The organism is Buttiauxella noackiae, assembly GCF_000737905.1.
GTDB lineage: Bacteria > Pseudomonadota > Gammaproteobacteria > Enterobacterales > Enterobacteriaceae > Buttiauxella > Buttiauxella noackiae.
Window position 1 is genome coordinate 925,735 of sequence record NZ_JPRU01000001.1, and the last position, 24,512, is coordinate 950,246.

Here is a 24,512-nt window from a genome sequence, read left to right on the forward strand (position 1 = left end):
GCTTTAGAGCTTTTCCAAAATCAGACACGCCTCGCGATTTAGCGCAATAAACTCCTGCCAGCTATATTGCTGCTGGTAGTTAAGATGATATTGCTTTTCAACTCGGCAAATCAGTGGACGCGTTTCATAAATCGCACACAGCTTAGTCTCCATTTGATAGTGCCGACAAATACCATCTCCACGATCGAGGAACTGTGTTTCGCTGGCGCGAACAACATGGCGGCAGCAGGCTCCGCACTGGTTGCAAGGAAATGCCGGAGTGATCTTCATAGCTTGCTTAACCAACTTCGCATGGAGCGTGTATTCCCGGCCTCAAACGGCAGCGCGATATTTCGACGCTCGATCTCGGCTCGTAGCAAAAGGCCACGCTCAATTTCGCTATTCACTGCGCCAAGATGACGGGTAAAGTACGCCAACTCAGAGGTATCTATCGCGAACTCTAGCGCCGAAAGCTCCAGAAGGTAACGATCGAGTTCACTATTAACCTGTCGATAATACTCAAGTGCTTTCTGATACTTATCTTTGAAAGTATCCAGAAATGCCCAGACCTTTTTCATTAAGGCGCTGTATTCAAGAAAATAGTTCATCACCAGTGTCAGAACACCTGTTGCCAGTGCGCCGCAGAAAGCAGCTAATTCCGGGCCAAAAGGAAAGACAAGAATTTTTGCTAGTGCTTCGTTAACCACAACACCCGCTGCGACGGCCACCCCAGCAGCCACCAACTTACTTACTGCTTTCGCCAACTGCCCCGGAGCTAAACCCTCTGGGTTAAAGACCATCACTTTGAAGGCCTGCACCAGGTTGTTCCACATTTCACGAATCAGCTTCACTATCATCTTCTTTGTAGTAAAGAAGATATTGAAGAGCGTCGTGGTAATGCTGGATAGCATGCCGCCAATTGCACCGTCTTTAAAGGAAGTAAGGAAGGTGCTAAATTTTTTCTGCACCCGGTGCCAGACAGCACGTAATACCTCATTAGCATCCTGTAGAAAATCTCCTGCATCAAATGCATGACGATGTTTCTCAAAGATCTGCGGAATACGCTCGCGGAATTCAAACCATGTTTCTGCAAGAATCAACCCCAGCATCTGCCGCGTTCCCATGCGAAATGCATTGTTCAGCGTTGCACTGGCAACATTCTTCGCAAACTTGCTGCTCGTGTAATATTCCTGATTGATAGTACTGTTGTATTTCTCCCGCGCCTGCTTATCGGCCTCTTTCATGCGCTCAAAATCGGCGGCTGCTTTATTTTCCAGTTTATTCAGTTGTTTCTGTTCTTGTTCAGAGAGTGCAGGTTGACTGCGTAATCGGGCAATTTCATGCGTAGTGGCGGTATGCTGGTCATGCAACGTTTGTAAGAAGGCATCCATCGTTTTCGCTTTCTTCGCCTTATTTAGCGACTCGTTCGTGAAGGTAAGATTTGACGAGTCATTGGCCAGTTCAGCGCCATCGCACTCAGCGAGAACGCGTCCGGGATCATGGTGAATCTCGTGGGCAGAAATAATATGGTCGAGATTCTTTTTATCATTAGCCCTAAAACGTTCACCGGTATAGGTATCAGTTAGCGTGCCAGCCTCATGCGCCTTTTTTCCTGCCCGATTGGTGGCAATGTAGTTTTCGTGGGTGTGGTAATGGTGCGAATCATACCCTTCACGTTGCTCATACCGTTGACGTTCAGCATCAGTGGCATACACCCCCTGACGCACGTTGTGAATAGTGTTTACATCGCCTCCGTGCTTATCTTCCAGGAGGAGAAAATCTAACCCAAATGATGTGGTGAGGCTCTTGACCACCGTCTCATGTAACTCTTCACCCCAGTCGAACCTTGCTGCATTCATTGTGCTCTGTCCATAGAAATGCCGGGCCTCTTCGCCCGACGGGTCGATTAAAAATGAGAGGAAAAGGCGTTGAAATCAGAGGCGGATACCTCCAGTTTGTCATCCAGCACTTTTTGGTTCAGTAGGTTCATACCGTTGCTGTCGGTCTGCAACTGGATCACGCCATCTTCAATAACGGCTTCGCCATTTTCCTGCGTCATCGGCTTGAACAGCGGCGTAGTAATCACATCGGTCATGATGGCGGCTAATTTGTATCCATTGTCGATAATTTCCATGATCTCTTCCGACTCAGAAATCTCAGTGGAGATGTTCTTCTCATGACGTTCAACAATAATGGCATGCATCGCTTTCAGCGGCGCAAAGTAATGCTGAACAAAGACGTTATGCATACGAGCGATCGATTCATAAATGCTGTTTACATACTGCTGCACCTTCATTAACTGTGCTTCAGCCGCATTCATTTTCTCTACTGCCTCAGTCACCTCACGAGAGCTTTGATAAGCATTATTGAGCGCTTTTTCCGCATGACTATCGTAGGCCCAGCCCGCGATAGCAATCAGCGGAGCGACGACCGCGCCACCAAGTACCATCGCACCACCCGCCATACCCCAACCGCCCGCGGCAAGGGAACCGCCGCCAATCGCTGCCATCGTGGCGTTATAAGCCGCCGCACCAGATAACATGGCAATCGGCGTCCCGGTAGAAGCGGCGGCAAACGCCATGACGCCGCTGTATACGGCAAAACCCGCTGCGGCGCCTGATACCCCAGCGCCAACGACTGTTGTCAGATATTCCGTGGCAGAAATTGCCAGACTTTGGATCTTATTAATGCTGTGCTTTGGCACCGTCAGTTCAAGATTTTTATGCCCATCCTTTGCCATACGAGCAAGAAGATCGATAGCTATAGTATTGAATTCATTGAAATCATTACCAATTTCCAGTTCCTTTTCACCCAACTCAGCCAGTTTTTTAGACGTTGTTTCATTCGCCGCCTCAAAGCTCTCTTTATGCTTATCAAAGCGACGCTGTGCGCGATCTAATACGTCATCGGCTTCCGATTTTTTCTGGTAACCGTCATATGCTTTTTTGCCACCAAATGCCGTTGCCGCTGCCGCGACGCCCAATATAATAAAAGGTAATGCCATAGGTTATTATCTCCTGTGCTATAAATTCATTGTTACTCGCTAAGCCTTGCATTCCAAAACAGGAACTGATTCGCTCTCGCCAGAAATATAGTTATGCAGCATATTGATGACTGATTTTTTAACCATTCTGGCTCCAGAATTTCTATATATTTGATCATCAAGATGGAGGACTTGTTCGAGGTCCAAAAAATCATTGGATATGAACTCTTGAGCGTTGTATTTTCCGTTTACTTGCATCCTTTCTGAAATAACACATGCCCCCACAGTTTTGCTCCATACCAGTAGGCAGCTAATGTTCAGGTTTCGCTTTATCATATTAACCCTGCTCTATATACAATATGCTCCGCACGAGCAAAGTAGATGCAGTCCTTTAAAAAGTAGCTCGAAATACGGTGTCTTTTATGAGCACGTAAAGTTGAATAACGGCAAAGTGTGTCTGTAACTTAAATCTACAATCAGATTATAAGACTCAGATCACAACTGAAATGAAGGTTGCAAAGGTGGAAGTAAAACAGAGCGTGCTCAACGTATTGGTATCAACCTTAACAATGGGCTCCTACAGCCCACGTGAGGCGAATATCTACTGCCTCAATTAAATCAGTCGGTCGCCCCCATTTATGGACAGGTATAACTCCACGGGCCACGTGGGCAGGGTCGCATTATGGCATTTAAGTGCTCTGGATATATTTTGTACATGCCTCCATTGAATGGATCAATCAATAGCCAGCCTGGTACGCCGAGGAACAGCAAATTTCCGAAGGTGTACCAGCCGTTGAGCCGCGACTGCAATGGCACTATCAGCGGGTAGTGATCTGAATGCATTAGTGTGACTGTGTAAGATAACTTGCCAAAGTAGCTGCCATCAGCCTTAGGTAACGTAATATACTGCGGTGTGGTTCCACGAGCTGCGATCATCCCATTGTTATCAGAGATAACAAAATTTGCGCCCGTTGGTTTACTCTCGATATATAGAGTTTGTGACTGTTCGCCAACGATGCTTGCACATCCGCTTAAAAGCACAGATGCCAGAAGAAGTGACAATATTCTTTTCATTTTCTCTTTTCCATTCAACACAGTGTTTGACTGTAAAGCGACAACTTTTCACACAATATTAAATAGAACAGTGAGCGCCCCATAGCGTTTGTATCGGTGGCTCTGCCTTTCGAAAGTGGGGTTGAAGGAGTAACAGTTGTGGTTGCCAAAAAAACCACCATGCGAGGTGGTTTTGCGTTCAAGTGAGACCAGTAAGATTATTTCTGCCACGCCCAAATGGTTAATATATTGCCAGTATAACCAGGCTCTATACGTCCCGATTCAAAAGTCACCCCCTTGCAACGGAAATACTCTTTTTTTATTTGCGGGTGTAACTTCCTTAAATGTTCAAGAGAATGGGCTACATATGATGCAGGCGAATAGTGTTTCCCGGCCCCTGTTCCCATTTCAGCACTGCCGTCTTCTGTTCCATATTCAGACTGTATTTGCTGCCAAAGTGCGCTGTAAGCGTCCCCCAGTGATTGGCAGATTTGGTAGGAAGATAAAAATAAGCCATTCTCTTTTTTTATAATCTGTATCAGTTCTGCTTCACAATGATTTAAATGCATTTCCCTATACTCCCATGAGTAATTAATAACAAAATCAGCGGTAGACCAATACTTAATTGACGACACAGAAATGACTTAAATTAAGTCACTTACTAATAAATAAGAATGACCTTATCTGGTAGTTGACTAATCACAATGCACTGTTCTGCGTCCCTCAAAATAGCCCTGAACCTTTATGGAAGAATGTTGCCAGGCAGCCGCTTCGTACAGGAAGCTTGTCCTTGCCACCATCGCTGTTAAGGTAATATTCGAGCTTTGACAGTGCCCGCAGAAAGGGGCATCCCAGCCCTCGGTCCAGTAGCCTCAAGTTTTAGGAAAAGCCATACATACAGGTGCCGCTCCAGGTCTTCTTACGTTAATCATGCGCCAAATACGGGTGCTTGATAATTATTGAAAGCACTAAACCTCGCGCCTTTATTCATCATGGAGAACGATAAACTGGCTCTTATTGCAAAGCGTCAATCAAACTGCCAGTAAAGCGGCGCGCCGTAAACTTCTACGAAATAATCGATCACAGCCCGCACATTCAGCGGAGGATGGCGTGCGTTGGGATAGATAGCGGCGATATGCTGCGGCTCAGTATTGATCGCGACCTCAAATCCCTCCATCAATCTGACAAGGTCACCTTTTTTAAGACTGTCACCAATAAGCCAATCAGGAAACAGTACCATTCCCATGTCGCTAAGTGCGCTGATTAGAAGAGATTCAGCATTGTTGGAGGTCAGTAATGCGGTAATGGGATAGTGAGTCCAGGAGCCGGCTGGTTCCCTAAACAACCAGCGGTTTGGACCCGATGATCCTCTGTAAACCAGGCATTTATGGTCATTCAGTTGGGCTGGAAATTCCGGTTTTCCAAATTTTTTAATGTAGCCGGGAGAGGCAACCAGGTGATAACACTGAGTTCCAAATACACGCGCATGGAAAGAAGAATCCGTCAGCGTGCCAATTCTGAAAATAACATCTGAGGCATCCCTATGGGGGTCGATGTAATCATCAGTCTGCGTCAGTTCAATTAGCAGTCGGGGATAGCGGGCAGAAAGTTCGCTAAGCCAGGGGGCAATGTGGCGCTGGCCGAAAAATACAGGCGCATTAATCCTTATTAGCCCAGCTGGTTCAAGGGCTCTATCCTGCATCTCTATACGGGCTTCGCTCAATTGCTCAGTCATGGCGCGAGCATAGCTAATGAATAACCGTCCGGCTTCGGTGGGAATAACTGCTCGGGTATTTCGATAAAAAAGCTGCTGACCGAGTGCATCCTCCAGTTGAAGGATGACCCGTGAAATCATTGATACAGAGACCCCTTCACGCCGAGCTACGATTGAAAAGCTTTGGGTATCAAAGACTCCGATAAAAAATAACAGTGTGCGAAAATTTATGGCACTTGGCTCGTACATTATCCCAACTTATGCAAAGGTGTTTATTGGATTATACCGTTTTTCATTACACTCCACTGCTATAGCATTCTCCACCTCAACCACTGGAGAGCGTTTTAATGCAGCTTTTATTTATATTACTCGTCGTTGCTGGCGGGATGGGTCTATCCGTTGAAGCCGGTTTATTAGGACCACTAGGAAGCGAAGTCGGTGACTTATGGGCAACGTTCAGTATTTTCGGAGTCGGTGCTGCGCTGACATTCTTGCTAATGTTGTTCTTTAGCCCCCGTAACAGCCCTTCCTTCTTTACCCAACCATCATGGACTCTGCTTGGCGGTATTTTGGGCCCGGTGTACGTTGTGATCCTCACCGTTGCCGTTCCCAGTATTGGAATTGCGATGACCATGATTGGTATTTTGGCAGGACAGGTCTCCAAAAGTGTGGTTATTGACCATTACGGGCTGTTTGGTTCTTCTCATCGGAAAATTGACAGTAAGCGCATTATCGCGCTGATTTTTATTATTGCTGCCCTATTCCTTATGGCAAAAGGTTGAGGTGAACTCGTGAATATATTAATGATCATTCTGGCCGTAGTCGGTGGTGCATTTCTTAGCATGCAGGCTGCAATTAATGGAAGGTTGGGTAGCAATGTTGGCGTATTTCGCAGTGCATTTCTGACTTTTTCCGTCGGCGCGCTGGTGACCGCGCTACTCATTTTCTTCTTCGAACCAAAGCATGCTGTAACCTTGCTGGATGTGCCGAAATGGCAATTGCTTGGCGCACTTTGTGGTGTTCCTTACATTGTCATTATGGTTCTGGCTGTTCAGCGAATTGGTGCGGCTGTTGCTACTGTTGCGGTCATCTTTGGCCAGCTGGCAATGAGCATGCTCATTGATAATTTTGGTTGGTTAGGAAATGAAGCGATTCATTTTTCTGCGACAAGACTGGGTGCGGTGGTCTGCCTGGGAATAGCACTTTTCTTTATTTACTCCAGTAATAAAGCCAATGCTACAGCTGTAGAAGCATTACCAACTGAATGAAAACTCTCAGCAGATAGCATTACGCTGAAATAACATGATTTTTGCGTCACCACAAAGCCATCGCCGGTTTGTGGTGGCTGTCAGATAAACACTGCATCAAGATATTAACTACTCCGCACGGCTGGCTTCTGCTCTCGGATATGCCGTCTTGCCAGAAGAGGTAAAATGAACCCAGCCCAACCCTCAGCGTCGGTGTAGCAATATTAAGCGATAGCGGAAAATCCCCGTCAGGCAGGCAAAAGCTGCAAAGACTCACAGATAATGGTAGTGAATAAAATTCATTCGTCATGTCCTCACTGCGGGTCATGGCAAATTAGATTATCAATAAATGTCTATTTTTGGATAAAAATAAATACATCAGGTCAGATGACTGCTCAAACAATATATTAATTTGAAAAGCATTCATCTCATTCAATTAGTATCAGCTATAAAATTCAATATCGTCACTTTGTATATGATGATATAGTAGTTTTTGACATTGTAACAACAATAACATACAAACCTACAATTAAGTAACGAATGAACCACACAATAACTAAAAGAAACGCGATTAGCATATTTCACAAAATAAAATTAAATTTCATTAACAATCGTATTTCACAAGCAGTTCTCAGTTGCACTATGGCAATTATGCCATTTTCTGTGTTACGAGCGTTGGTTGTTGTTGCAAGTACGTTATGTCTGAACTTTCACTGGGTTAAAGCTTCTACCTGGTTGGAACACCTGCAACAAAGCATGCTTGTATTCCTCCCTATACTTTTAAATATCATTTTTTCTCTACAATGGGCCGTTAGATATCGTTTATCGATAATGCTCAGCATCTCTCTTAGCCTGACTGTATTACTTGGCATCACTGGCCTTGAAAATAACAATGAACCTAACTTTTTTGTTGGTGTGAGTCTACCAGTCGCTTTACTAGCAGCAATTTTCACCAATTTAATTTTAGAAAAGAACATTAAAATCTTCCGTACCAACAGAATAAAATTCAATTGGGCCTCAGTAAAAATAATATTAATATTTTTCAGTAAACTTCTGACTCTGGTGTTGATTGGTCATCTCATTTTAAATGCAAGCGATTGGTTAACTCAGGATATTTCCAAAGTAATATATCCTGATAATTTCACCCACGGGCTACTTTATGAGGTAGTGCGTGAAGCCACGTGGTTCTTTGGTGTACATGGCTATTATATTTTCCAGGATATCGGGTTGAGGTTATCGAATGAAACGATATCTAATATAGCTGCATGGAAAGCCGGCCACGAATCATTAAATATCTTAAGCGTTCCCTTTTATGAGACGTGGTGCGCATCTGGTGGTAGTGGAGGCACACTTAGCCTGTTAATTTGTTTACTCATTAGCCGCAACCCTTCAAATAAACATTTAATTAATGTTTCCTTGCCCTTGGCTATCTTCAATATCAATGAGCCACTCATCTTTGGCGTACCGGTAGTGTTGAACCCGGTGATGTTTATCCCGTTTGTAATGACTCCTGCTGTGGATTACATCATTGCCTACTACGCCACCCTTTGGCACATTGTACCGCCCCTTCAGCAAATGGTAGGCTGGGCAACGCCTGCTATCATTAATGCCTGGTTGGGTACAGATGGAGCAATGAGCGCCGTGTTGTTCCAGATATTTTTAATTTGTGCTGGCATTGCTATCTACTGGCCTTTCCTGCGTTATATGGAAAAACGTGATTACAAAGTGATCACTCTCCCTGGAGGCAATACCAGCTTTGTTCCCGTTAAAGAAAACCAATTTCAATTGCCTGTGCCAGGCCATCGTGAAGTTGAATCACCGCATCATTATCTTTCCGAAGCAAATGAGTACATTGATGCACGACGCAATATTAATGAACTACAGAGTAGTGGTAATTTTGTACTCTGGTATCAACCGCAAATAACAGTTGATAGCCAGAAAATTGTCGCGATGGAAGTATTGCTTCGTCATCAAAGTGATGATGGGAAAATAATACCGCCTTATTTTTTAAAATATTATGAACGAATTGGCATGATGCCAGAGGTAGATTTTTGGGTACTTGAAAATGCAGTTGAAGCTATTCATCATGAGCTTTCTCGTTTTCCAGGCATGACGCTTTCGGTAAATATTTCACCACAAACTTTACTTGCCCCCAATTTCCTCAGTCTGGTGAGCAAACTACTGCGTAATCCGTTACCTTCTGACTGGACGTTGGAAATGGAAATTACGGAATCACAAAAAGTTAACAAACCCGAGCAAGTAATAGAGATTCTCTCTGAACTACGCCAATTGGGTATCAAAATTGCGCTTGATGATTTTGGATCCGGCTATTCCACATTGTCGTACTTAACACAATATGAGCTGGATAAAATAAAACTCGACCGTACGCTTGTGCTCGGATTGGCACGTGAAGGTGGCGAAGCGTTCCTCCACCACGTCGTGCAACTTTGCAAAAGCTCAGGCAGCCAGGTATTGATTGAGGGTGTGGAAACAGAAGAAGAACATCAAATAGTTAAGAATTGTGGTATTCATTTGGCACAAGGTTTCCTGTTTCATCGGCCACAGCCTATTAACAAATTATGCAAACTTCTGGAGTTACCACTTAACTCTGTTCATCATGAATAATGGGTATTGTTATTTGCAAAAAATCTATTTTTTTGGATATTTTGTTTATCATGAAAAAAACAAAATGAATGTACTGAGACATGAATATGTTAATGTTTATCGTTGACGCATTAATTAGTCAACTCTATACTCCAGAATTGATAATAAAAGCAAATCCTGTCCTACGAACATGTTTCCTCGAAAGCATGACTCATGGCAAAAACACACAACGCACTAACATTAAACAAATAACACATTAACAATGCATCGGCATATTAAGAATAATGAACAAGTAATTTATATAATTACCCCCACTTGAGCCTTATTTAGTCGCAAAAAAAGAGTACGAATAGAAAAATGGTAGATAAAGAGCTCATTCAACATGAGGTTGTGCTTCCCTATAAAAAGGATTCCAACTTACGTGGAGAACATCGCTGGTATCATTCGATTACCGGAAAAGTTGCTATCTATCTTATGTTGGGGATTCTGATTGCCTATGGAGTTGGTTCTGGCGCTGGTGTTTTTGAGGTTAACCGAATATCTCATGAACAATGGTTTAAACAGGCAGCAACTAACTCGCAAATTACCAGTTATATCATCCGCAATATCTATACCTCAGTAACAGTAAAATCCAACCATGAAGGTCAGGTCACTTCCATTGAATCCGAACGTCCATTCTACGATGACGAGACGGTAATCCAGACCGGCTTCGATCCGGCCGATATGCTGACGCTGGTTTCAACACAAACCCATAATCCGACGTGGCTATTGTCTTACGATAAAAAAAAGGGTTTTACCAATACTCAAACATCACAAAAAATCAGCATCACTGAAGGTGCTGCCAATAGTTCAGCACTCAAAGAGTATTACCGCGGCTTTGTCTTCATTGATGGAAAAGAGTACTTCGTCGGCTCAATTCCCATCGTTAACTTTTCCGGTGAGTTGATAGGTGCAGTTATCAGTAGCATCGGTGAGCGAAACGCCCTTTTTGCGACTCATAATCAGCTATTAAAAAATACTTTATTGATGCTGATTTTGATCCTGGGTATTACGGTTGTGGTCGTTAATTGGCTAGTGCGTAACCTTTTCCGTCCGGTCCCTCGCCTTGTGCAGGCTGTAACTTTGATAGCGGATGAGCAAACTGACCAGGTTACCCCGTTCCAGAATCAAGAAGATGAGATAGGTGAACTGGCAAAAGCGATTGAAAAGCTGCGCGTAGCAATGGTTGATCGGGGTTATCTACAACGCATGCAAGAAATGGCGCAAAAGATGGAGTACATGGCACACCATGATTCTCTAACATTGCTACCAAATAGAGTTGCATACCGAAACTCGATAGACGACAGGTTATTAAAATTAAGAACCGAAGGAAGTATCTTCAATCTGTTATTGATAGATCTGGACAATTTCAAACCCGTTAATGATACCTATGGCCATGTCGTAGGTGATGAATTGCTTATCGAGTCGGCTGCACGCCTGTCGGCCTTACTTAATGAAGGAGATATGGCAATCCGTCTTGGTGGTGATGAGTTTGCCCTTCTTCAGCTGGTTAACAATGACTCGATTTTTGAAGCTGAAACATTGGCTCGAAGAGTTTTAGATACACTCAACCAACCTTTCACCTGTAGCGGGCATACTTTCTCTATCAGTTGTAGCATCGGGATCTCCTGCGCACCTCAACATGGTAATACCCGAGAAGATCTGTTCGCACATGCAGACCTTGCACTCTATACATCCAAAAGCTTCGGCCGTAATTGCTTCCATTTCTATTCTCATGGCATGACGATGAACCCGTCTAATAACCTTCTTTTTAGCAAGGAAATTGAAGATGGCATCAGAAAAAATGAGTTCTTCCTGCATTACCAAAAAATCACTCGTCTCAGAAATTGCAATATCGAAGGCTATGAAGCGCTGGTTCGTTGGCAACATCCAACCAAAGGCCTGCTACAACCGCACCACTTTATTTCCGTTTCTGAAGATATTGGGCTTATTGCCAGGCTAGGTGAATGGTTGATACGCAGCGCCTGTATGGACGCGGCTAACTGGCCCACGGCTAAAACGGTAGCGGTGAATGTCTCTCCCCATCAACTTCGTAATCCAGGAATATTGGACATCATTCGCAATGCATTGCAAGACAGTGGCTTAGATCCCGCGCGATTGGAAATTGAGATTACGGGGTCTGAACAACTCGATCGCGAAGTTATCCTGCCGACACTGAATGCAATTCAGGCATTAGGCGTTGGCATTGTACTCGACGAATTTGGAACAGGGTTTGCAACACTGGATTACCTGATTATTTTCCCATTCAGCCACATTAAAATTGCCCGCTCCCTTATTGATGTACTCGATAAGTGTGAAGACAGCCAGGTGTTGGTAGGTATGCTCGTTCGTTACGCACTACAGCGCGGGTTGAAAGTCACCGCCAAAGGTGTTGAAACAAAACAACAGTTTGAATATTTTGCCTCCCTTAGCGGAGAAGAAATAACCGTTCAGGGATATTATTTTAGCCGGGCCGTAGAAAATGCCAGTGTCATGGCAGAACTGGAGCAGGAGAAAATGGAGAGTACATGCGATTTATAACCACTCATTTATATAAGACGTTATTTCCTCTGGCAGTAGCAATTTTACTCTGTACTGGACTACTGGCACCTTCCAATAGCCGGGCCGATGATCTTTTATTACGCATTGCACAAACCAGGACTATCACGCTTAGCTACCAGGCTGATGTCTTTCCTTTTTCATATGTTGAAGGCAATAAACCGCGAGGCTTCTCCATTGAAATATGCAATCGACTGGTCGATATGCTTAAGCAGAAGCTACAACTCCCGACGTTGAAAATTAAGTGGGTTCCTGTCGCTACAGCAACTCAATTTTTAACCATTGAAAATAAAACTATCGATATGGGATGCATTCCGACAGTCTACACAGCGGAACGCCAAAAAATAGTGACATTCTCGGAGCCGTATTTTTTCTCAGCAACCCGTTACGTATCACGTAAAGAAGATCGTATTTCGGATATCAGCGAGCTCAACGGCCATACCGTGTTGGTTAAAAGCGGCACCGTGTTTGTCAGACACATCCAGCAAGCTAATTCTGAGCATCAACTATCACTGAATATTGATCTTGGAACCGACAATATTAAAGCTTTCTCCGCGCTTGAAAGCGGGCAAACACCCGCGATAGTCTCAAGCGACGTTCTGCTACTTGGGCAAATAGCGCTTTCCGGGCATCCCCAGGCGTTTGCTATATCGGCAGATACCCTTAGTCCAAGACTCCCCATTGGTATGCCGATGCAAAAAGATAATGACGATTTTGCCGGTCTGATTAACCACTCCATGAAGCGCCTGTTGCTGAGCAAAGAGTTCATAGACATTTATAATAAATGGTTTTTTGAGCCCATAATGCCTCAGGGAATTACTCTCAACTGGCCAATGTCACCTGAATTAAAACAGTCGCTTACCTCGACTGCTCTTTATTCTTATTAACTACTCTTCGTTTGTACCCGACCTTGAAGATAACCGTCAACCACAAAAAAATAGATAAATGAAAAAGAAACATCTTCTGAAATATGTACTAAGTTTATCGTTGGTTTGTTATGCCGTTTTTTTGAAGGCAGAGACAAACATGTCCACACTGGAGAGAATTTCCAGCCATAAAATTATTAATATTGGCTATCGTGATGCGCCACCCTATTCTTATAAAACCAGTGATGGGCATGTGGTCGGTTATGTCATTGATTTATGCAGAGATGTAACCGAATCGTTGAAAAAAAGCCTGAACATTAATGATTTGGTTGTGAATTATATTCCAACACCAGTAGCCATGCGTACCACAATGCTCAGCAATAATATCATTGACATGGACTGCTCTGTTAATACTGATACGGTGAGTCGCGAAAATGTTGTTCTTTTCTCCCGCCATTACCTGTGTGTCTATACACGTTTGGGTTCATTCAAAGGAAATAATATTAATACCTATTCGGACTTAGCAGGAAGAACGATCAGTGTGGCAAAAGGCACCACTGATTTAATTAACATTAACAGTCTTAATCGCTTGCAGAAACTTAACATTATGGTTCTTACTCAACCTACAATGAAGGAAGCATTTTCTGCTACGAGCAGCAATAAAAGTTATGCCACCGCGATAAATGAAATTTCTCTCAAGCAACTCATTGAAAGCAGTGAGGATATGAAGGATTACCAGATATCAAAACTGACACTTGGGAATGCGCAAGACTTGAGTATAATGCTGCGCCATGATGATATAGAGCTAAAAAATATTGTTGATAAAAATCTTTCAGCACGATTCAATCGCGGTGATTTCAAACAATTTTATGAGCAATGGTTTAACAGTCAGCTGCCTGGAAAGAATATTAATCTACATATCCCTCTTTCTGCGGAAATGTATCAATACATAACTAAAAAACCTTAGTTGCATTCAAGCCAGCACGCAGTCTTCCAGAAATAAAAAAGGGAGAAAGGTAACTTTCTCCCATAATGCATCGATGCCAATTACATCAATTGTAAAAGCATGCAGAATGACATTCCGCACAATACACCATATAACAAATTATTCTGGGCCGTTTTACGAACGCATTTTTGAGAATGGATGGTGACATCTTCCAGTCTTTTACGCACGTTACGAGATACCTGAACATGGTGCGTTATTACATCTTTTGAACAGTGCCGGAACCTTGCGATATCATCCCGGATAAACTCGTCAACAACACCATTATTGGCTTTGAGTTCGCGGACAATCCCTTCAAGCATTTTTTCCATGCCTTTTACCCGCAGGACAACATCGTCTTCCATTTCCAGTGACAGCATAATCCAAATCCGTGATTAATATTAACACTTGGGGGTAATTCATTTACCACCCATCCCTTTCAAGATAATAATGTAGTTAAGAAATAACCTAATCAAGAGAATAAACATTAATAAAATTAATGTTGAAGATATTTCAAGTGGATTGCTGTAATACTGTTCAGCTGTGAATAAATAATTAATCACGATCCCCATTTGTTATCGCGTCAACACTGTCGGGCAACAAACGAATTTCTGCCGCACGGCGGTGAGCCTGCATCCCTTCGGTGCGGCTTTGACGCACTGCGGGTTGCGCCACAGCAGCAATGCCGTGGTCGTCAATCCACTGATGGGTACAAATCTTCACGTAAGCACCAACCCACAATCCCCCGGTGTAGCGGGCTGCGGCCATCGTCGGTAACGTGTGGTTTGTACCGCAGCATTTGTCAGAGAACACGACGCTGGCGTTTTGCCCAATAAACAACGAGCCGTAATTACGGATTTTGCTGGCCGTCGCATGAGGATCACGGGTATGCACCTGTAAATGCTCAGTTGCCATATGGTCTGCCCACTCAATAAGCTGCGCTTCGTCACGGCACAAAACAATCTCCCCCTGCCGCTTCCACGCCTCACCCGCTGTAGCAGCGGTTGGTAAATTCAATAACTGGCGTTCAATTTCTGCCAGTGTTTCGTGTGCAATTTGTGGGCTGGTTGTTGCCATGCCAACGCGAGTATGGACATCATGCTCGGCCTGAGCCAAAAGGTCTGCTGCGAGAATTCTCGGGTCGGCGCTCTCATCAGCAATGACATATATTTCACTCGGCCCTGCCAACGCATCAATGCCGACTTTACCGAATACCTGGCGCTTGGCCTCATTCACGAATGCGTTACCAGGCCCCACAACTTTATCGACCACCGGGATAGATTCCGTTCCCCATGCCATTGCGGCAATCGCCTGTGCGCCACCCACTTTGAAGATGCGATGCGCTCCCGCAAGATGGCAAATGGCGATCATCGCCGAATGCGCACCCGGTGGCAGACAAGCAATAATTTCGTCGCAACCCGCCACCACCGCGGGAACAATCGACATAACCGGTGCAGATAGAATCGGGTAGCGCCCGCCTGGAACATAACAGCCCACGGTTTGAATCGGAATAATACGGTGCCCCAGATGCACGCCCGGCAGTGTTTCAACGTCCAGGGGTTGCATCGTTGCCAGCTGCGCCTGCGCAAAACGCTTCACTTGTGCAATAGCAAACTCGCTGTCTTTACGCGTTTGCGGGTCGAGGTCTGCCAACACTCGGGCAATTTCCTTTTCCGACACTTCAAAAGTATCCGGTGTTGTTTTATCAAACTTTGCCGAGTAGTCGCGCAGCGCGGCATCACCGCGCTCACGCACCTGGTCAATAATGTTCTGCACCGTCTCGGTCAGCGTGCGGTCAGCCTGCACGTCCTGCCCCTGCGGACGTTTAATAAACTCAACATCAGCCTCAGAAATCTTGCCCATTTCTTATTCCTCCATTTGACCCAGTTTAATTTGCGCCAGCAGAGCCAGATGATCGTAGACCACCCACTCATCGACAATTTTGCCGTTTACAATGTGGTAGTGGGACATGCCCATCACGAACAGGCGCTCACCGGTTGGTTTGCCCAACTCGCCATAACCCAGGTGGTGCCCCTCCATGATCCAGCGTACCGCCACTTTGGTGCCGCCTTCTTCGCAAGGGTTAGAACAGATATGCTGCGGCATCCATGCACCGTCCGGGATCATGCCAATCAGCGCCAATGTCTGGTGAATCACTGCGGCCTGGCCATACAACTCTTTCATCAGCGGGCCATGCCACTGCACATTAGGTGCATAGACATCTTTGATTTTTCCCAGCATACGGCGATTGTAGATTTCGTGTAGCCAACGCAGGCATTGCTCTTCGGTATCGGTATGAGCGATAGAAACATCGCATTCCATTTCTGGTGGATATTGCCCCACCATGCGGCGGTTCTCACCGATGTCGGTGACGCGGAAACCTTTATCAAATTGCTCTTTAGCCATACCGTAGGCGACGGCGTCAGTGTCCAGACCGAGCTGGCGCATCATCGACATGTTGTCGCTCACCACCCACTCACGGTAAATTTTGTTCTCGTGGATCATGCAGTCCGCGACGGTTCGCGTCACAAATGTGCGGTTTGTCGGTTTACCAAGGTGGCTGTACTGAGTGTGGCGACCAGAGCCTGTTACCAGATGCGAGGTATAAAATCCTTCGACATCATTTCCGTTCCAGATAACCTGCGTAGCCATGCCGCGGCGCTCAGGGAAGGCAACCAGGCGTTGCAATGTATCCTGAACCACCTGCTCACGGTTATACATGGTGCCAAGCGCATTATATAAAACGCAGTTGTGGGTATAGTGGGAATATATTAATCCGACATCACGCTCATCCCATATTTTATGGGTACAACGCACGATGTAATCGACAATATCGGTATAACAATCATCAAAACCTCTTAATGACTGAGCTCGCGGGCGTTTTTCCGGGACAAGGTCGACAAAGTCACGGCGTTCCACTTGTAATACCTGTTCATCACGCGTGGCTTTCGCATTGCTTTTTTCCGACGTTACCGGTGTTTTATTGGTTGTTTCAGTTGAAGACATATGACCTCCTGCGTTATATGAATGCGCTGTTATTTTTCTCAGCGCACATTATTCAGGGATAGGAATACCCCTCACCTGCAAATGGCGATAATCGTTTATCCAAGATTTAAGCAATAGAAACACCTGATAAATTAATTACCATAATCAGATGTTTTATTTTAGGGGGAATATACCCCTGTCATTAATTTAACGTAATTAATTCAGGATCTGTGACCAGATAGCTAATTCATCGACGCCAAGATATTCACGAATAATTAAACCATCGCGTAATTCCAGCTGGCTAATTCCGGTAATAGAAACCGGACGGCGCGTCGGCATGCCAAACTTCCCATAGCCATCATGCCAGGTTAATAGCGACCAACGCAGCGATAAACGTACCGGTTCGTTAGCATCACGGCGCACTACAAGGTGATGCAAATGCGTTTCGCTGTCAGCGAACGAGGCTCGATAACCGGAAAGAAAACCACCAATATCTTGTTCACCGGTTCGTAAGACATGCCCTGGCCCATGCAACGTGGCTGCGGGGTGATAAAGCCCCGGCACCACACCGCTGTTACCGCCTGCCCACATCGACAAATAGCGCTCCACCAGTCCAGCCAACGGGCCATCGACATCATCGCCTTCCGGGCCACCCGCCCAGCGAGCGTCCATCTCTTCAGCTGAGATATTTTCAAGACCCGCTTCACGGCGCGAGTGTGCCAGCTGTTGGGCAAAATCACGCACATCCATCCCAATTTGAGAAACGATGGCGGCCCTATCCTGCAATAACCACTCCTGACGCACCGCCCCTTCGGAGCAAACGCGATCGGCCCAGGTACGGACCCAAATTGATTTGCCGCACGGTTTGCCAAAGAACCCCTCGCCCTGGTGCTGAATGCAGGCCAGAGTACGTTGTGCGGCGTAGTACTCAAATTGTGGCGTATGAGAGCAGAGAATATCTTCGGTTAGCACCGTGCGCTGCGGGAAACTGTGCATCGCTTCAAGTGTCAGACGCATGAATTGCGAGAGGTCAGTGAGCTGTTTTTCCGGCGTATGGAACACCACAGGCGTGGCGTAAAAATCCGCCAGTTGGCCGATGTCTTTTTGCTCCCATACCACATGAGTCAGGGTCAAAATAAATTGCTGTATTGAATCAAACTGGGGACTAAAGCCCGGCAACCTGGTCATTCAACCTCCTGCGGCTGGAATAAACACAGCCCGTCTTTTTCGATAACGCCAAACTGTGGACGCCTTGCGGAATGGCGAACCACCAGCACCCCGGGCACAACCACCTGCTCCGGCTCAATGTTTTCACTTTCAATCTGTTTCATGAGTAGCCCTATGGTGGAACTCACCATCGCTTCGACAGGTTGCGAGGCTGAAGTCAACGCATAGGAAGGCCAACCGGAAGGACCTGTATCGTCATAGCCAATCACCGAAAGATCCTCAGGAATGCGCAGGCCAAATTCGTAACGCGCGATATCCATGATCATCAGCGCCATATGGTCGTTGGCGGCAAAAATAGCATCCGGCGGTTGCGGCGAGGAAAAGAGTTCCCCGGCGGCCTGGGCCGTTTTCTGCGCATCGTAATCGCCCTGCACCACGCGAATATCTTTCACGCCATGGCTTTGCAACGCGGTAATAAAACCTTTTTGTCTTGCGAGGTTTGCCGAAGAATCTGCAAGCCCGGCGACATAAGCAAAACGCTGATGCTGCCCGGCAAGCAAGAACTCAGCAATGTTGCGCGCAGCTGCTTCGTTATCGGTGTTCACGCTCGACGCGGTGGCATTTTCTTCACTGCGATTGAACAGCACGACCGGAATACCGGCCGCAACACACTCCTCTGAAAGTTCAACCGACAGCGACACCGAGGCCAAAACGATGCCATCAACGCGATACTGCATGATCTGGTCAAAAATCCGGTCGACATTGCCGTCACGATCGCCAACGAAAAGCAGCAAGTGGTAGTTCAATTCATCGAGTTTTTGCGCCAGCGCTTCAAGCACCTGCGGGTAAAACTGGTTATCAAAATAGGACATCACCACACCGACGATCCGGGAGCGAGCCGTGTTTAGCGAACGGGCAATGGCGTTTGGCCGATAACCCAGCTCACGTGCAGCCTTCAGCACTTTTTCACGCGTCGCCGGTGAAATACTCGCCCCCGGAGTGAACGTTCGCGATACCGCCGATTGCGACACTCCCGCTATCTGCGCCACCTGCTGCGAAGTCACGGGTCCAAAAGTCTTACGTTTCATGGTCTGGTATTCCTTATCCACATCCCTGCTGGAAAGCCTGTTTTTTATACTTACACCATCTTTGCATGCGTATGCAACAGACAAAATTATTTTTTTCACATTTACATAATCACCCTTTACAAAATTGAAACCTTTTCGTAACTTCATTTTTTGAATACGTATGCACAAAAGAAAAATCACACCGTCAATTTTTACCGGTGACGCAAAGTCGCGACGAAGAATTGCACCGGTTAATGCCGTACTTGATTGGTTATAACCCATTAATCTTTCAGAGGTTCACCACCATGTTTCGTGCACTATTTAGTCGTTCTGAAGTCAGGCTGTTTTTTTCCATTAGCGTGCTGTTTTTTATTTGCATCCACAGCATTGACGCCTTCCTGGCACCGATGTTAATCAGCGAGGGGATGCAACCTGAAATAGTGGGAATGATTATGGGCGCCAGTGGATTAGCGACGTTGTTTGTGCGCTTCCCGATTGGCATTTTGTCCGACGTAGTAAAGAGCCGAAAAATCTTTATCCAGTTCAGCCTGCTGCTTCCGCTGATCACCTGGCCGATTGCTTATCTGGAACCTAATGCCACCACGCTCTACCTGGCAAAAGCCGCCGATGGTTTTACTGCCGCCACATGGGTTCTCTATAACATCTTGTTTATTCGTTATTTTGATAAAAAAGATGCCCCTGCTGCGGTAGCATTATTAGCGCTAGCAGGGCCGCTTGGCGTATTTCTCGGTAACTGTATCGGTGGCGTGTTGATTCACTTTTTTGACAAAAACATCGGCTATTTTGTCTCCAGCGTTTCAGCGCTGTTGGCACTAATTCTGACGTTTCGTATTAAAGAAGTTCACGATGCCGCTCGTGCTCCCACTTTGAAAGCCTGCATAAATAGTGCAAAACGTCAGTTGGCAGACCGGTCCGTGTGGTTTATCGGCCTGCTAGCAACCATTGTGATTCTGGTGCCTTTCGCCACCCGCGATACGTTGACACCCATCTACGCCCAGCAGCTCGGCGCAAAAGCCGGGATCCTGACGCTGCTCAGTAACGTGCATCTGATTTTCTACGCGTTAGCCATCGCGCTTTGTAGTTCAGTGTTTTACAAACGCCTCGGCCTGGTGAAGACCGCCGTTATCGGCATTATTCTGCAAGTGGTTTCCAGTATTGGCATCCCGTTCACCAGCAATATGTACTTAATCTACGTATTCCAGGCGATTGCTGGTTTCTCATTTGGGATGGCTTTTGCAGTATTTATGTCTCTGAGCGTGGTGAATACCGTCGAGGATGAGCAATCCACGCGTATGGGGTTATTCCAGACTATTTATTCTGTCGGCATGTTTATTGGCCCGGTGGCAATGGGCTTGATGTTGCAACACATTAATTTATCGTCCGGTTATCTGATGATTGGCGCGCTGAGTGTTATTGCAGCCTTCCTGACCCCCATGGCGGCGCGAAGTGTATATCAACGCCAGTCAAAAGCCGCGATTAAGAATCTGCAACAACTCTCTACTGCACAGGCTCGGGGTTATGCCAATAAACTTTAGTATGTAACACCTGATTTAATTCTGATTTACCGTTTCACCCAAATTACTGGGCGGGATTGTCACGCATAAAACAGGAAAGGAACGCATCATGGCGCAATATTTAAAAACCAGTAAGTCTTTATCAGAACGTCAACAAGCGAATAAACAAACCAGTATTATTGTTGAAAATATACTGGCAGATATCGAACAACGCGGTAACGAAGCTATTCGTGAATTATCCATTAAGTTCGATAATTATGACCGCCAGGATTACCGTTTATCACAGCAGGAAATTAATGCCTGCATCAAACAATTAAGTCGCCAGGATATTAAAGATATTGAGTTTGCCCAGCAGCAAGTTTTCAATTTTGCCAGCGCACAAAAAGGTTGCCTGACCGATCTTGAAATTGAAACTCGTCCTGGCGTTATTCTCGGTCACAAGAATATCCCGATTAATGCAGTCGGCTGTTACGTTCCCGGAGGGAAATATCCGCTATTAGCTTCCGCGCATATGTCGATCATTACCGCCAACGTTGCGGGCTGTTCACGCATTATTAGTTGTGCCCCGCCTTTCCATGGCCGCCCTGCTCCAGCGATTGTGGCTGCACAGGCAATGGCTGGGGCAACTGAAATTTATGCTTTAGGCGGCATTCAGGCGATTGGTGCCATGGCGCTGGGCACTGACACTATCGCACCGGTCGATATGCTGGTTGGCCCTGGTAACGCATTTGTTGCTGAGGCTAAACGCCAGTTGTTTGGCCGAGTGGGGATTGACCTGTTTGCTGGCCCGACTGAAACATTGATTATTGCCGATGAAACGGTAGATGCAGAAATGTGCGCCACCGATTTATTAGGCCAGGCCGAACACGGCGTGACGACGCCCGCCATTTTGCTAACCAATTCCCTGAAACTAGCGCAAGAAACAATGCGTGAAGTCGAGCGCCTGTTGACGCAATTGCCTACCGCTGAGATTGCCCGCCAGGCGTGGCGAGATTATGGAGAGGTGATCGTCTGCGAAAGTTACGAAGAGATGCTGCAGGAAGCTGACCGTATCGCCTCCGAACATGTGCAGGTTATGACTGCACGCGACGACTGGTTCCTCGCTAATATGACTAACTTTGGCGCACTGTTCCTCGGCCCGCGCACCAATGTCGCTTATGGCGATAAAGTCATCGGTACCAATCACACCCTGCCAACGCAAAAAGCCGCGCGCTACACCGGCGGGCTGTGGGTTGGGAAATTCATGAAAACCTGTACCTGGCAAAAAGTGTTGAGCGATGAAGCATCGACAGAAATTGGCAGCTACTGCTCGCGCCTTTGCCAGCTGGAAGGTTTTTCTGGCCATGCTGAGCAGGCCAATATTCGTGTGCGCCGCTACGGTAAACAAGATGTGCCTTACGCAGGTGCGGTTCCGGCAACCGATATTGAGAAGGCCTCGTGATGATGGCCCTCCCTCGTCCCCCGGAGTTTCGCCTCGATAACCGCCGTGCACTGGTCACCGGCGGTTCCCGTGGTATTGGTTTTGCGGCAGCCATTGCACTGGCTCACGCCGGGGCTGAAGTGTGGATTATCGCCCGCCAGCAATCGCAACTTGAGGAGGCGGTCAAAAGTGCTGCAACAGAAAACCTGCACCTTAATAGCGTAGTACTGGATATTACCGACACGCGGCAAGTTGCTGAAACGCTGGCAACGCTCCCGGATTTCGACATTCTGGTGAACAGTGCCGGGCTTGCCCGTCACGAACCTTTTCTTGAAGTCAGTGAAGATAATTACGATGCGGTCATGGCGCTAAATCTGCGAGCAACATTCTTTATCAGCCAGCAGGTTGCACGCCGTATGAGAAGGCAGCAAATCTCCGGCTCGATTATTCATATTTCTTCGCAAATGGGCCATGTCGGTGGCCCGGATCGCAGCGTCTATTGTGCGTCGAAGTTCGCACTTGAAGGGTTGACCAAGACGATGGCGCTGGAACTTGGCGGCTCGGGTATTCGCGTCAACACGCTTTGCCCGACATTTATTGCCACTGAGTTGTCACGTAAAAATCTGGCCGATCCCACGTTCAGTCGATACGTGCTGGATAACATCAAGCTGAAACGGTTGGGGACGCTGGAGGATGTTATGGGGCCAGTGGTTTTTCTCGCCTCGCCTGCTGCGGCGCTGATCACAGGCTCATCATTAATGGTTGATGGGGGATGGACGGCAACATGAATACACTCCCGTTACTGGAAAACCACCACGCGCCATTGATTTTACTCGGCGGAACGCTGTGCAATGCCCGGCTGTGGCAGCAGTTGGTCGAGCAACTTAATGTCAGCCATGTTAGCTGCGTGACCATCAGCGGTGCCGATTGCGCAAATGCAGTAGCAAGCCTGTTGCTTGAGGTATTGCCAGCGCGTTTTTGCCTGGCTGGATTCTCTCTGGGCGCAATGGTCGCGCTGCAAATGATGGCGCTGGCACCAGAACGCATCGCTGGTCTTGCTCTGCTATCGGTCAATCCACTGTGCGATCTGCCGGAAAATGCGCCCGTGCGGCGAGCAGCTGTTGCGCAAGCGGCTCGCGCCGGTTTGGCCCGCTGGTTAACCGAGAACCTTTGGGTGAAATATGTTGCCCCACATCGGCTTGATGACGCGGCCCTGTACAACACCATCATCCAAATGGCCAAAGAGACCGGCATCGACACTTTCGCCCAGCAAACTGAAATCGCCATTTCCCGCACCGATCGCCGCAGCGCACTGGCAGCGTTTCGCTCGCCAACGCTGATACTGAACGGCGCTTATGACGTGATTTGTACCCCACAGCATCACCAGGCTGTTGCCGAAGCTGCGCCTTATGCACGCTGGATAACCCTTCCCGACAGCGGCCATTTTATCCCCCTTGAAGCACCACAGCTGGCGGCAATCGCCATGCGTAACTGGATACAGGAGTCAAAAGCATGAGAAAAAATCCGCTAAAAACCGCCTTTCGCGAGCAGCAACCGATTATCAACGGCTGGCTGGCCATTCCCTCCGGTTACAGCGCCGAAATAGCCGGGCATCAGGGCTACGACTCGGTCACTGTCGATATGCAGCACGGCATGATTGATTTCGCGAGCGCGCTGTCAATGCTCCAGGCCATTTCCGCCACCCCCGCCACACCGCTGGCACGGGTTAACACCAATGATCCTGCACAAATTATGCGCCTGCTTGATGCCGGAGCCTGGGGAATTATTTGCCCGATGATCTCAACGGCTGGGCAAGCTCAGCAGTTTGTTTCTGCTTGTCGTTACCCACCGCTCGGTAACCGCTCTTTTGGCCCGGCACGCGCGCTACTTTACGGCGGAAAAGATTATCCACAGTACGCCAATGAAGAGATTCTGACGCTGGCGATGATTGAGACTCGCGAGGGGCTGGATAACCTGGATGCCATTCTCGATACCAACGGGCTGGACGGCGTATTTATCGGTCCGAACGATCTTTCGTTAACGCTTACTGGCAGTGCGAGTGCCGAGTCCCAACACCCCGAGATGCTGGCAGCAGTCGAGCGAGTGCTGGATCGCTGTCGGGCGCACAACAAACTTGCCGGAATTTTCTGTACTTCCGGGCAAGCCGCAGCGAATCGACTGGCTCAGGGTTTTCATTTCGTGACTCCCGCCAACGACGTTATGCAGCTTGGCAGTGCAGCACGCACTGCCATCGCTGCCGCTCGCGGCGAAACTGCACCTGCCACCGGCACATCTGGATACTAATGGAGAAA

23 protein-coding genes are annotated in these 24,512 nt (G+C 46.9%); 12 read left to right on the forward strand and 11 right to left on the reverse strand.

Annotation, left to right across the window (positions count from 1 at the left end):
- Positions 1-3 precede the first annotated feature (3 nt).
- The 3 genes from IX31_RS04130 to IX31_RS04140 are packed head-to-tail and all read right to left on the reverse strand — an operon-like array spanning position 4 to position 2,983.
- Positions 4-270: a YkgJ family cysteine cluster protein gene (locus IX31_RS04130; RefSeq protein WP_034455893.1), complete on the reverse strand. Its 267-nt coding sequence runs from the start codon at positions 268-270 to the stop codon at positions 4-6.
- Positions 267-1,838, reverse strand: a complete 1,572-nt coding sequence (locus tag IX31_RS04135) for an ATP--cob(I)alamin adenosyltransferase (protein WP_034455894.1) — start codon at positions 1,836-1,838, stop codon at positions 267-269. The genes IX31_RS04130 and IX31_RS04135 overlap by 4 nt, the downstream gene beginning before the upstream one ends.
- 47 nt (positions 1,839-1,885) lie before the next feature.
- Entirely contained in the window at positions 1,886-2,983 is a 1,098-nt protein-coding gene (locus tag IX31_RS04140) for a hypothetical protein (protein ID WP_034455895.1), read from the reverse strand.
- A gap of 473 nt (positions 2,984-3,456) precedes the next feature.
- Between IX31_RS04140 and IX31_RS23760 the strand changes: the two genes are divergently transcribed.
- Positions 3,457-3,579 (forward strand): Bor/Iss family lipoprotein, encoded by a 123-nt coding sequence (locus IX31_RS23760; RefSeq protein ID WP_390886946.1) that lies wholly within the window; start codon positions 3,457-3,459, stop codon positions 3,577-3,579.
- A 19-nt stretch (positions 3,580-3,598) separates the two neighbouring features.
- Here IX31_RS23760 and IX31_RS04150 read toward each other — a convergent pair whose 3' ends face one another.
- The 3 genes from IX31_RS04150 to IX31_RS04160 form a co-directional block, all read right to left on the reverse strand.
- Entirely contained in the window at positions 3,599-4,036 is a 438-nt protein-coding gene (locus IX31_RS04150; protein ID WP_034455897.1) for a hypothetical protein, read from the reverse strand.
- A 197-nt stretch (positions 4,037-4,233) separates the two neighbouring features.
- Positions 4,234-4,584 carry a hypothetical protein gene (locus IX31_RS04155; RefSeq protein ID WP_034455898.1) on the reverse strand — a complete coding sequence of 117 codons (351 nt, stop codon included), beginning with the start codon at positions 4,582-4,584 and terminating at the stop codon, positions 4,234-4,236.
- A gap of 458 nt (positions 4,585-5,042) precedes the next feature.
- Positions 5,043-5,978: a LysR family transcriptional regulator gene (locus IX31_RS04160; RefSeq protein ID WP_034455899.1), complete on the reverse strand. Its 936-nt coding sequence runs from the start codon at positions 5,976-5,978 to the stop codon at positions 5,043-5,045.
- 98 nt (positions 5,979-6,076) lie between these two features.
- Here IX31_RS04160 and IX31_RS04165 point away from each other — a divergent pair, with 98 nt between their 5' ends.
- The 6 genes from IX31_RS04165 to IX31_RS04190 all read left to right on the forward strand — a co-directional run bounded on the left by IX31_RS04165 (position 6,077) and on the right by IX31_RS04190 (position 14,011).
- Positions 6,077-6,511, forward strand: coding sequence for a DMT family transporter (locus IX31_RS04165; protein WP_034455900.1), 435 nt, complete (start codon positions 6,077-6,079; stop codon positions 6,509-6,511).
- Between the two features lie 9 nt (positions 6,512-6,520).
- Positions 6,521-6,997: a DMT family transporter gene (locus IX31_RS04170; protein WP_034455901.1), complete on the forward strand. Its 477-nt coding sequence runs from the start codon at positions 6,521-6,523 to the stop codon at positions 6,995-6,997.
- Between the two features lie 621 nt (positions 6,998-7,618).
- Positions 7,619-9,601: an EAL domain-containing protein gene (locus IX31_RS04175; RefSeq protein ID WP_034455902.1), complete on the forward strand. Its 1,983-nt coding sequence runs from the start codon at positions 7,619-7,621 to the stop codon at positions 9,599-9,601.
- Between the two features lie 336 nt (positions 9,602-9,937).
- Positions 9,938-12,160, forward strand: coding sequence for an EAL domain-containing protein (locus IX31_RS04180; protein ID WP_051880536.1), 2,223 nt, complete (start codon positions 9,938-9,940; stop codon positions 12,158-12,160).
- On the forward strand, positions 12,148-13,065 hold the full coding sequence (locus tag IX31_RS04185) for an amino acid ABC transporter substrate-binding protein (RefSeq protein ID WP_051880538.1): 918 nt from the start codon (positions 12,148-12,150) through the stop codon (positions 13,063-13,065). Before IX31_RS04180 ends, IX31_RS04185 begins: the two co-directional genes overlap by 13 nt.
- Positions 13,066-13,204: 139 nt before the next feature.
- Positions 13,205-14,011, forward strand: a complete 807-nt coding sequence (locus IX31_RS04190) for a transporter substrate-binding domain-containing protein (protein ID WP_034455903.1) — start codon at positions 13,205-13,207, stop codon at positions 14,009-14,011.
- A gap of 80 nt (positions 14,012-14,091) precedes the next feature.
- On the opposite strand, the gene IX31_RS04195 is transcribed toward IX31_RS04190, so the two are convergent.
- The 5 genes from IX31_RS04195 to IX31_RS04215 all read right to left on the reverse strand — a co-directional run bounded on the left by IX31_RS04195 (position 14,092) and on the right by IX31_RS04215 (position 19,266).
- Positions 14,092-14,406, reverse strand: coding sequence for a hypothetical protein (locus IX31_RS04195; protein ID WP_034455904.1), 315 nt, complete (start codon positions 14,404-14,406; stop codon positions 14,092-14,094).
- A 175-nt stretch (positions 14,407-14,581) separates the two neighbouring features.
- Complete coding sequence (gene hisD / locus IX31_RS04200; protein ID WP_034455905.1) at positions 14,582-15,889, reverse strand: histidinol dehydrogenase; 1,308 nt, start codon at positions 15,887-15,889, stop codon at positions 14,582-14,584.
- 3 nt (positions 15,890-15,892) lie between these two features.
- Entirely contained in the window at positions 15,893-17,032 is a 1,140-nt protein-coding gene (locus IX31_RS04205; RefSeq protein ID WP_034455906.1) for a nuclear transport factor 2 family protein, read from the reverse strand.
- 195 nt (positions 17,033-17,227) lie between these two features.
- Positions 17,228-18,199 carry a nuclear transport factor 2 family protein gene (locus IX31_RS04210; RefSeq protein WP_034455907.1) on the reverse strand — a complete coding sequence of 324 codons (972 nt, stop codon included), beginning with the start codon at positions 18,197-18,199 and terminating at the stop codon, positions 17,228-17,230.
- Positions 18,196-19,266, reverse strand: coding sequence for a LacI family DNA-binding transcriptional regulator (locus IX31_RS04215; RefSeq protein WP_034457147.1), 1,071 nt, complete (start codon positions 19,264-19,266; stop codon positions 18,196-18,198). Before IX31_RS04215 ends, IX31_RS04210 begins: the two co-directional genes overlap by 4 nt.
- Before the next feature lie 284 nt (positions 19,267-19,550).
- Here IX31_RS04215 and IX31_RS04220 point away from each other — a divergent pair, with 284 nt between their 5' ends.
- The 5 genes from IX31_RS04220 to IX31_RS04240 all read left to right on the forward strand — a co-directional run bounded on the left by IX31_RS04220 (position 19,551) and on the right by IX31_RS04240 (position 24,504).
- Entirely contained in the window at positions 19,551-20,801 is a 1,251-nt protein-coding gene (locus IX31_RS04220) for an MFS transporter (RefSeq protein WP_034455908.1), read from the forward strand.
- Positions 20,802-20,889: 88 nt separating this feature from the next.
- Positions 20,890-22,221: a histidinol dehydrogenase gene (hisD, locus tag IX31_RS04225; RefSeq protein WP_034455909.1), complete on the forward strand. Its 1,332-nt coding sequence runs from the start codon at positions 20,890-20,892 to the stop codon at positions 22,219-22,221.
- Positions 22,221-22,988: an SDR family NAD(P)-dependent oxidoreductase gene (locus IX31_RS04230; RefSeq protein ID WP_241767174.1), complete on the forward strand. Its 768-nt coding sequence runs from the start codon at positions 22,221-22,223 to the stop codon at positions 22,986-22,988. Before hisD (IX31_RS04225) ends, IX31_RS04230 begins: the two co-directional genes overlap by 1 nt.
- Positions 22,985-23,716 (forward strand): alpha/beta fold hydrolase, encoded by a 732-nt coding sequence (locus tag IX31_RS04235; protein WP_034455910.1) that lies wholly within the window; start codon positions 22,985-22,987, stop codon positions 23,714-23,716. The genes IX31_RS04230 and IX31_RS04235 overlap by 4 nt, the downstream gene beginning before the upstream one ends.
- Entirely contained in the window at positions 23,713-24,504 is a 792-nt protein-coding gene (locus IX31_RS04240) for an HpcH/HpaI aldolase family protein (protein WP_034455911.1), read from the forward strand. Before IX31_RS04235 ends, IX31_RS04240 begins: the two co-directional genes overlap by 4 nt.
- The last annotated feature ends 8 nt before the right edge of the window (positions 24,505-24,512 follow it).

Coding starts and splice junctions, on each gene's coding strand:
- IX31_RS04190 (WP_034455903.1), top strand. CDS start 13,205: ATGTCCACACTGGAGAGAATTTCCAGCCATAAAATTATTAATATTGGC.
- IX31_RS04150 (WP_034455897.1), bottom strand. CDS start 4,036: ATGAAAAGAATATTGTCACTTCTTCTGGCATCTGTGCTTTTAAGCGGA.
- IX31_RS04215 (WP_034457147.1), bottom strand. CDS start 19,266: ATGAAACGTAAGACTTTTGGACCCGTGACTTCGCAGCAGGTGGCGCAG.
- hisD (WP_034455909.1), top strand. CDS start 20,890: ATGGCGCAATATTTAAAAACCAGTAAGTCTTTATCAGAACGTCAACAA.
- IX31_RS04160 (WP_034455899.1), bottom strand. CDS start 5,978: ATGTACGAGCCAAGTGCCATAAATTTTCGCACACTGTTATTTTTTATC.
- IX31_RS04135 (WP_034455894.1), bottom strand. CDS start 1,838: ATGAATGCAGCAAGGTTCGACTGGGGTGAAGAGTTACATGAGACGGTG.
- IX31_RS04220 (WP_034455908.1), top strand. CDS start 19,551: ATGTTTCGTGCACTATTTAGTCGTTCTGAAGTCAGGCTGTTTTTTTCC.
- IX31_RS04140 (WP_034455895.1), bottom strand. CDS start 2,983: ATGGCATTACCTTTTATTATATTGGGCGTCGCGGCAGCGGCAACGGCA.
- IX31_RS04230 (WP_241767174.1), top strand. CDS start 22,221: ATGATGGCCCTCCCTCGTCCCCCGGAGTTTCGCCTCGATAACCGCCGT.
- IX31_RS04185 (WP_051880538.1), top strand. CDS start 12,148: ATGCGATTTATAACCACTCATTTATATAAGACGTTATTTCCTCTGGCA.
- hisD (WP_034455905.1), bottom strand. CDS start 15,889: ATGGGCAAGATTTCTGAGGCTGATGTTGAGTTTATTAAACGTCCGCAG.
- IX31_RS04240 (WP_034455911.1), top strand. CDS start 23,713: ATGAGAAAAAATCCGCTAAAAACCGCCTTTCGCGAGCAGCAACCGATT.
- IX31_RS04155 (WP_034455898.1), bottom strand. CDS start 4,584: ATGCATTTAAATCATTGTGAAGCAGAACTGATACAGATTATAAAAAAA.
- IX31_RS04130 (WP_034455893.1), bottom strand. CDS start 270: ATGAAGATCACTCCGGCATTTCCTTGCAACCAGTGCGGAGCCTGCTGC.
- IX31_RS04165 (WP_034455900.1), top strand. CDS start 6,077: ATGCAGCTTTTATTTATATTACTCGTCGTTGCTGGCGGGATGGGTCTA.
- IX31_RS04205 (WP_034455906.1), bottom strand. CDS start 17,032: ATGTCTTCAACTGAAACAACCAATAAAACACCGGTAACGTCGGAAAAA.
- IX31_RS04195 (WP_034455904.1), bottom strand. CDS start 14,406: ATGCTGTCACTGGAAATGGAAGACGATGTTGTCCTGCGGGTAAAAGGC.
- IX31_RS04175 (WP_034455902.1), top strand. CDS start 7,619: ATGGCAATTATGCCATTTTCTGTGTTACGAGCGTTGGTTGTTGTTGCA.
- IX31_RS04180 (WP_051880536.1), top strand. CDS start 9,938: ATGGTAGATAAAGAGCTCATTCAACATGAGGTTGTGCTTCCCTATAAA.
- IX31_RS04210 (WP_034455907.1), bottom strand. CDS start 18,199: ATGACCAGGTTGCCGGGCTTTAGTCCCCAGTTTGATTCAATACAGCAA.
- IX31_RS04235 (WP_034455910.1), top strand. CDS start 22,985: ATGAATACACTCCCGTTACTGGAAAACCACCACGCGCCATTGATTTTA.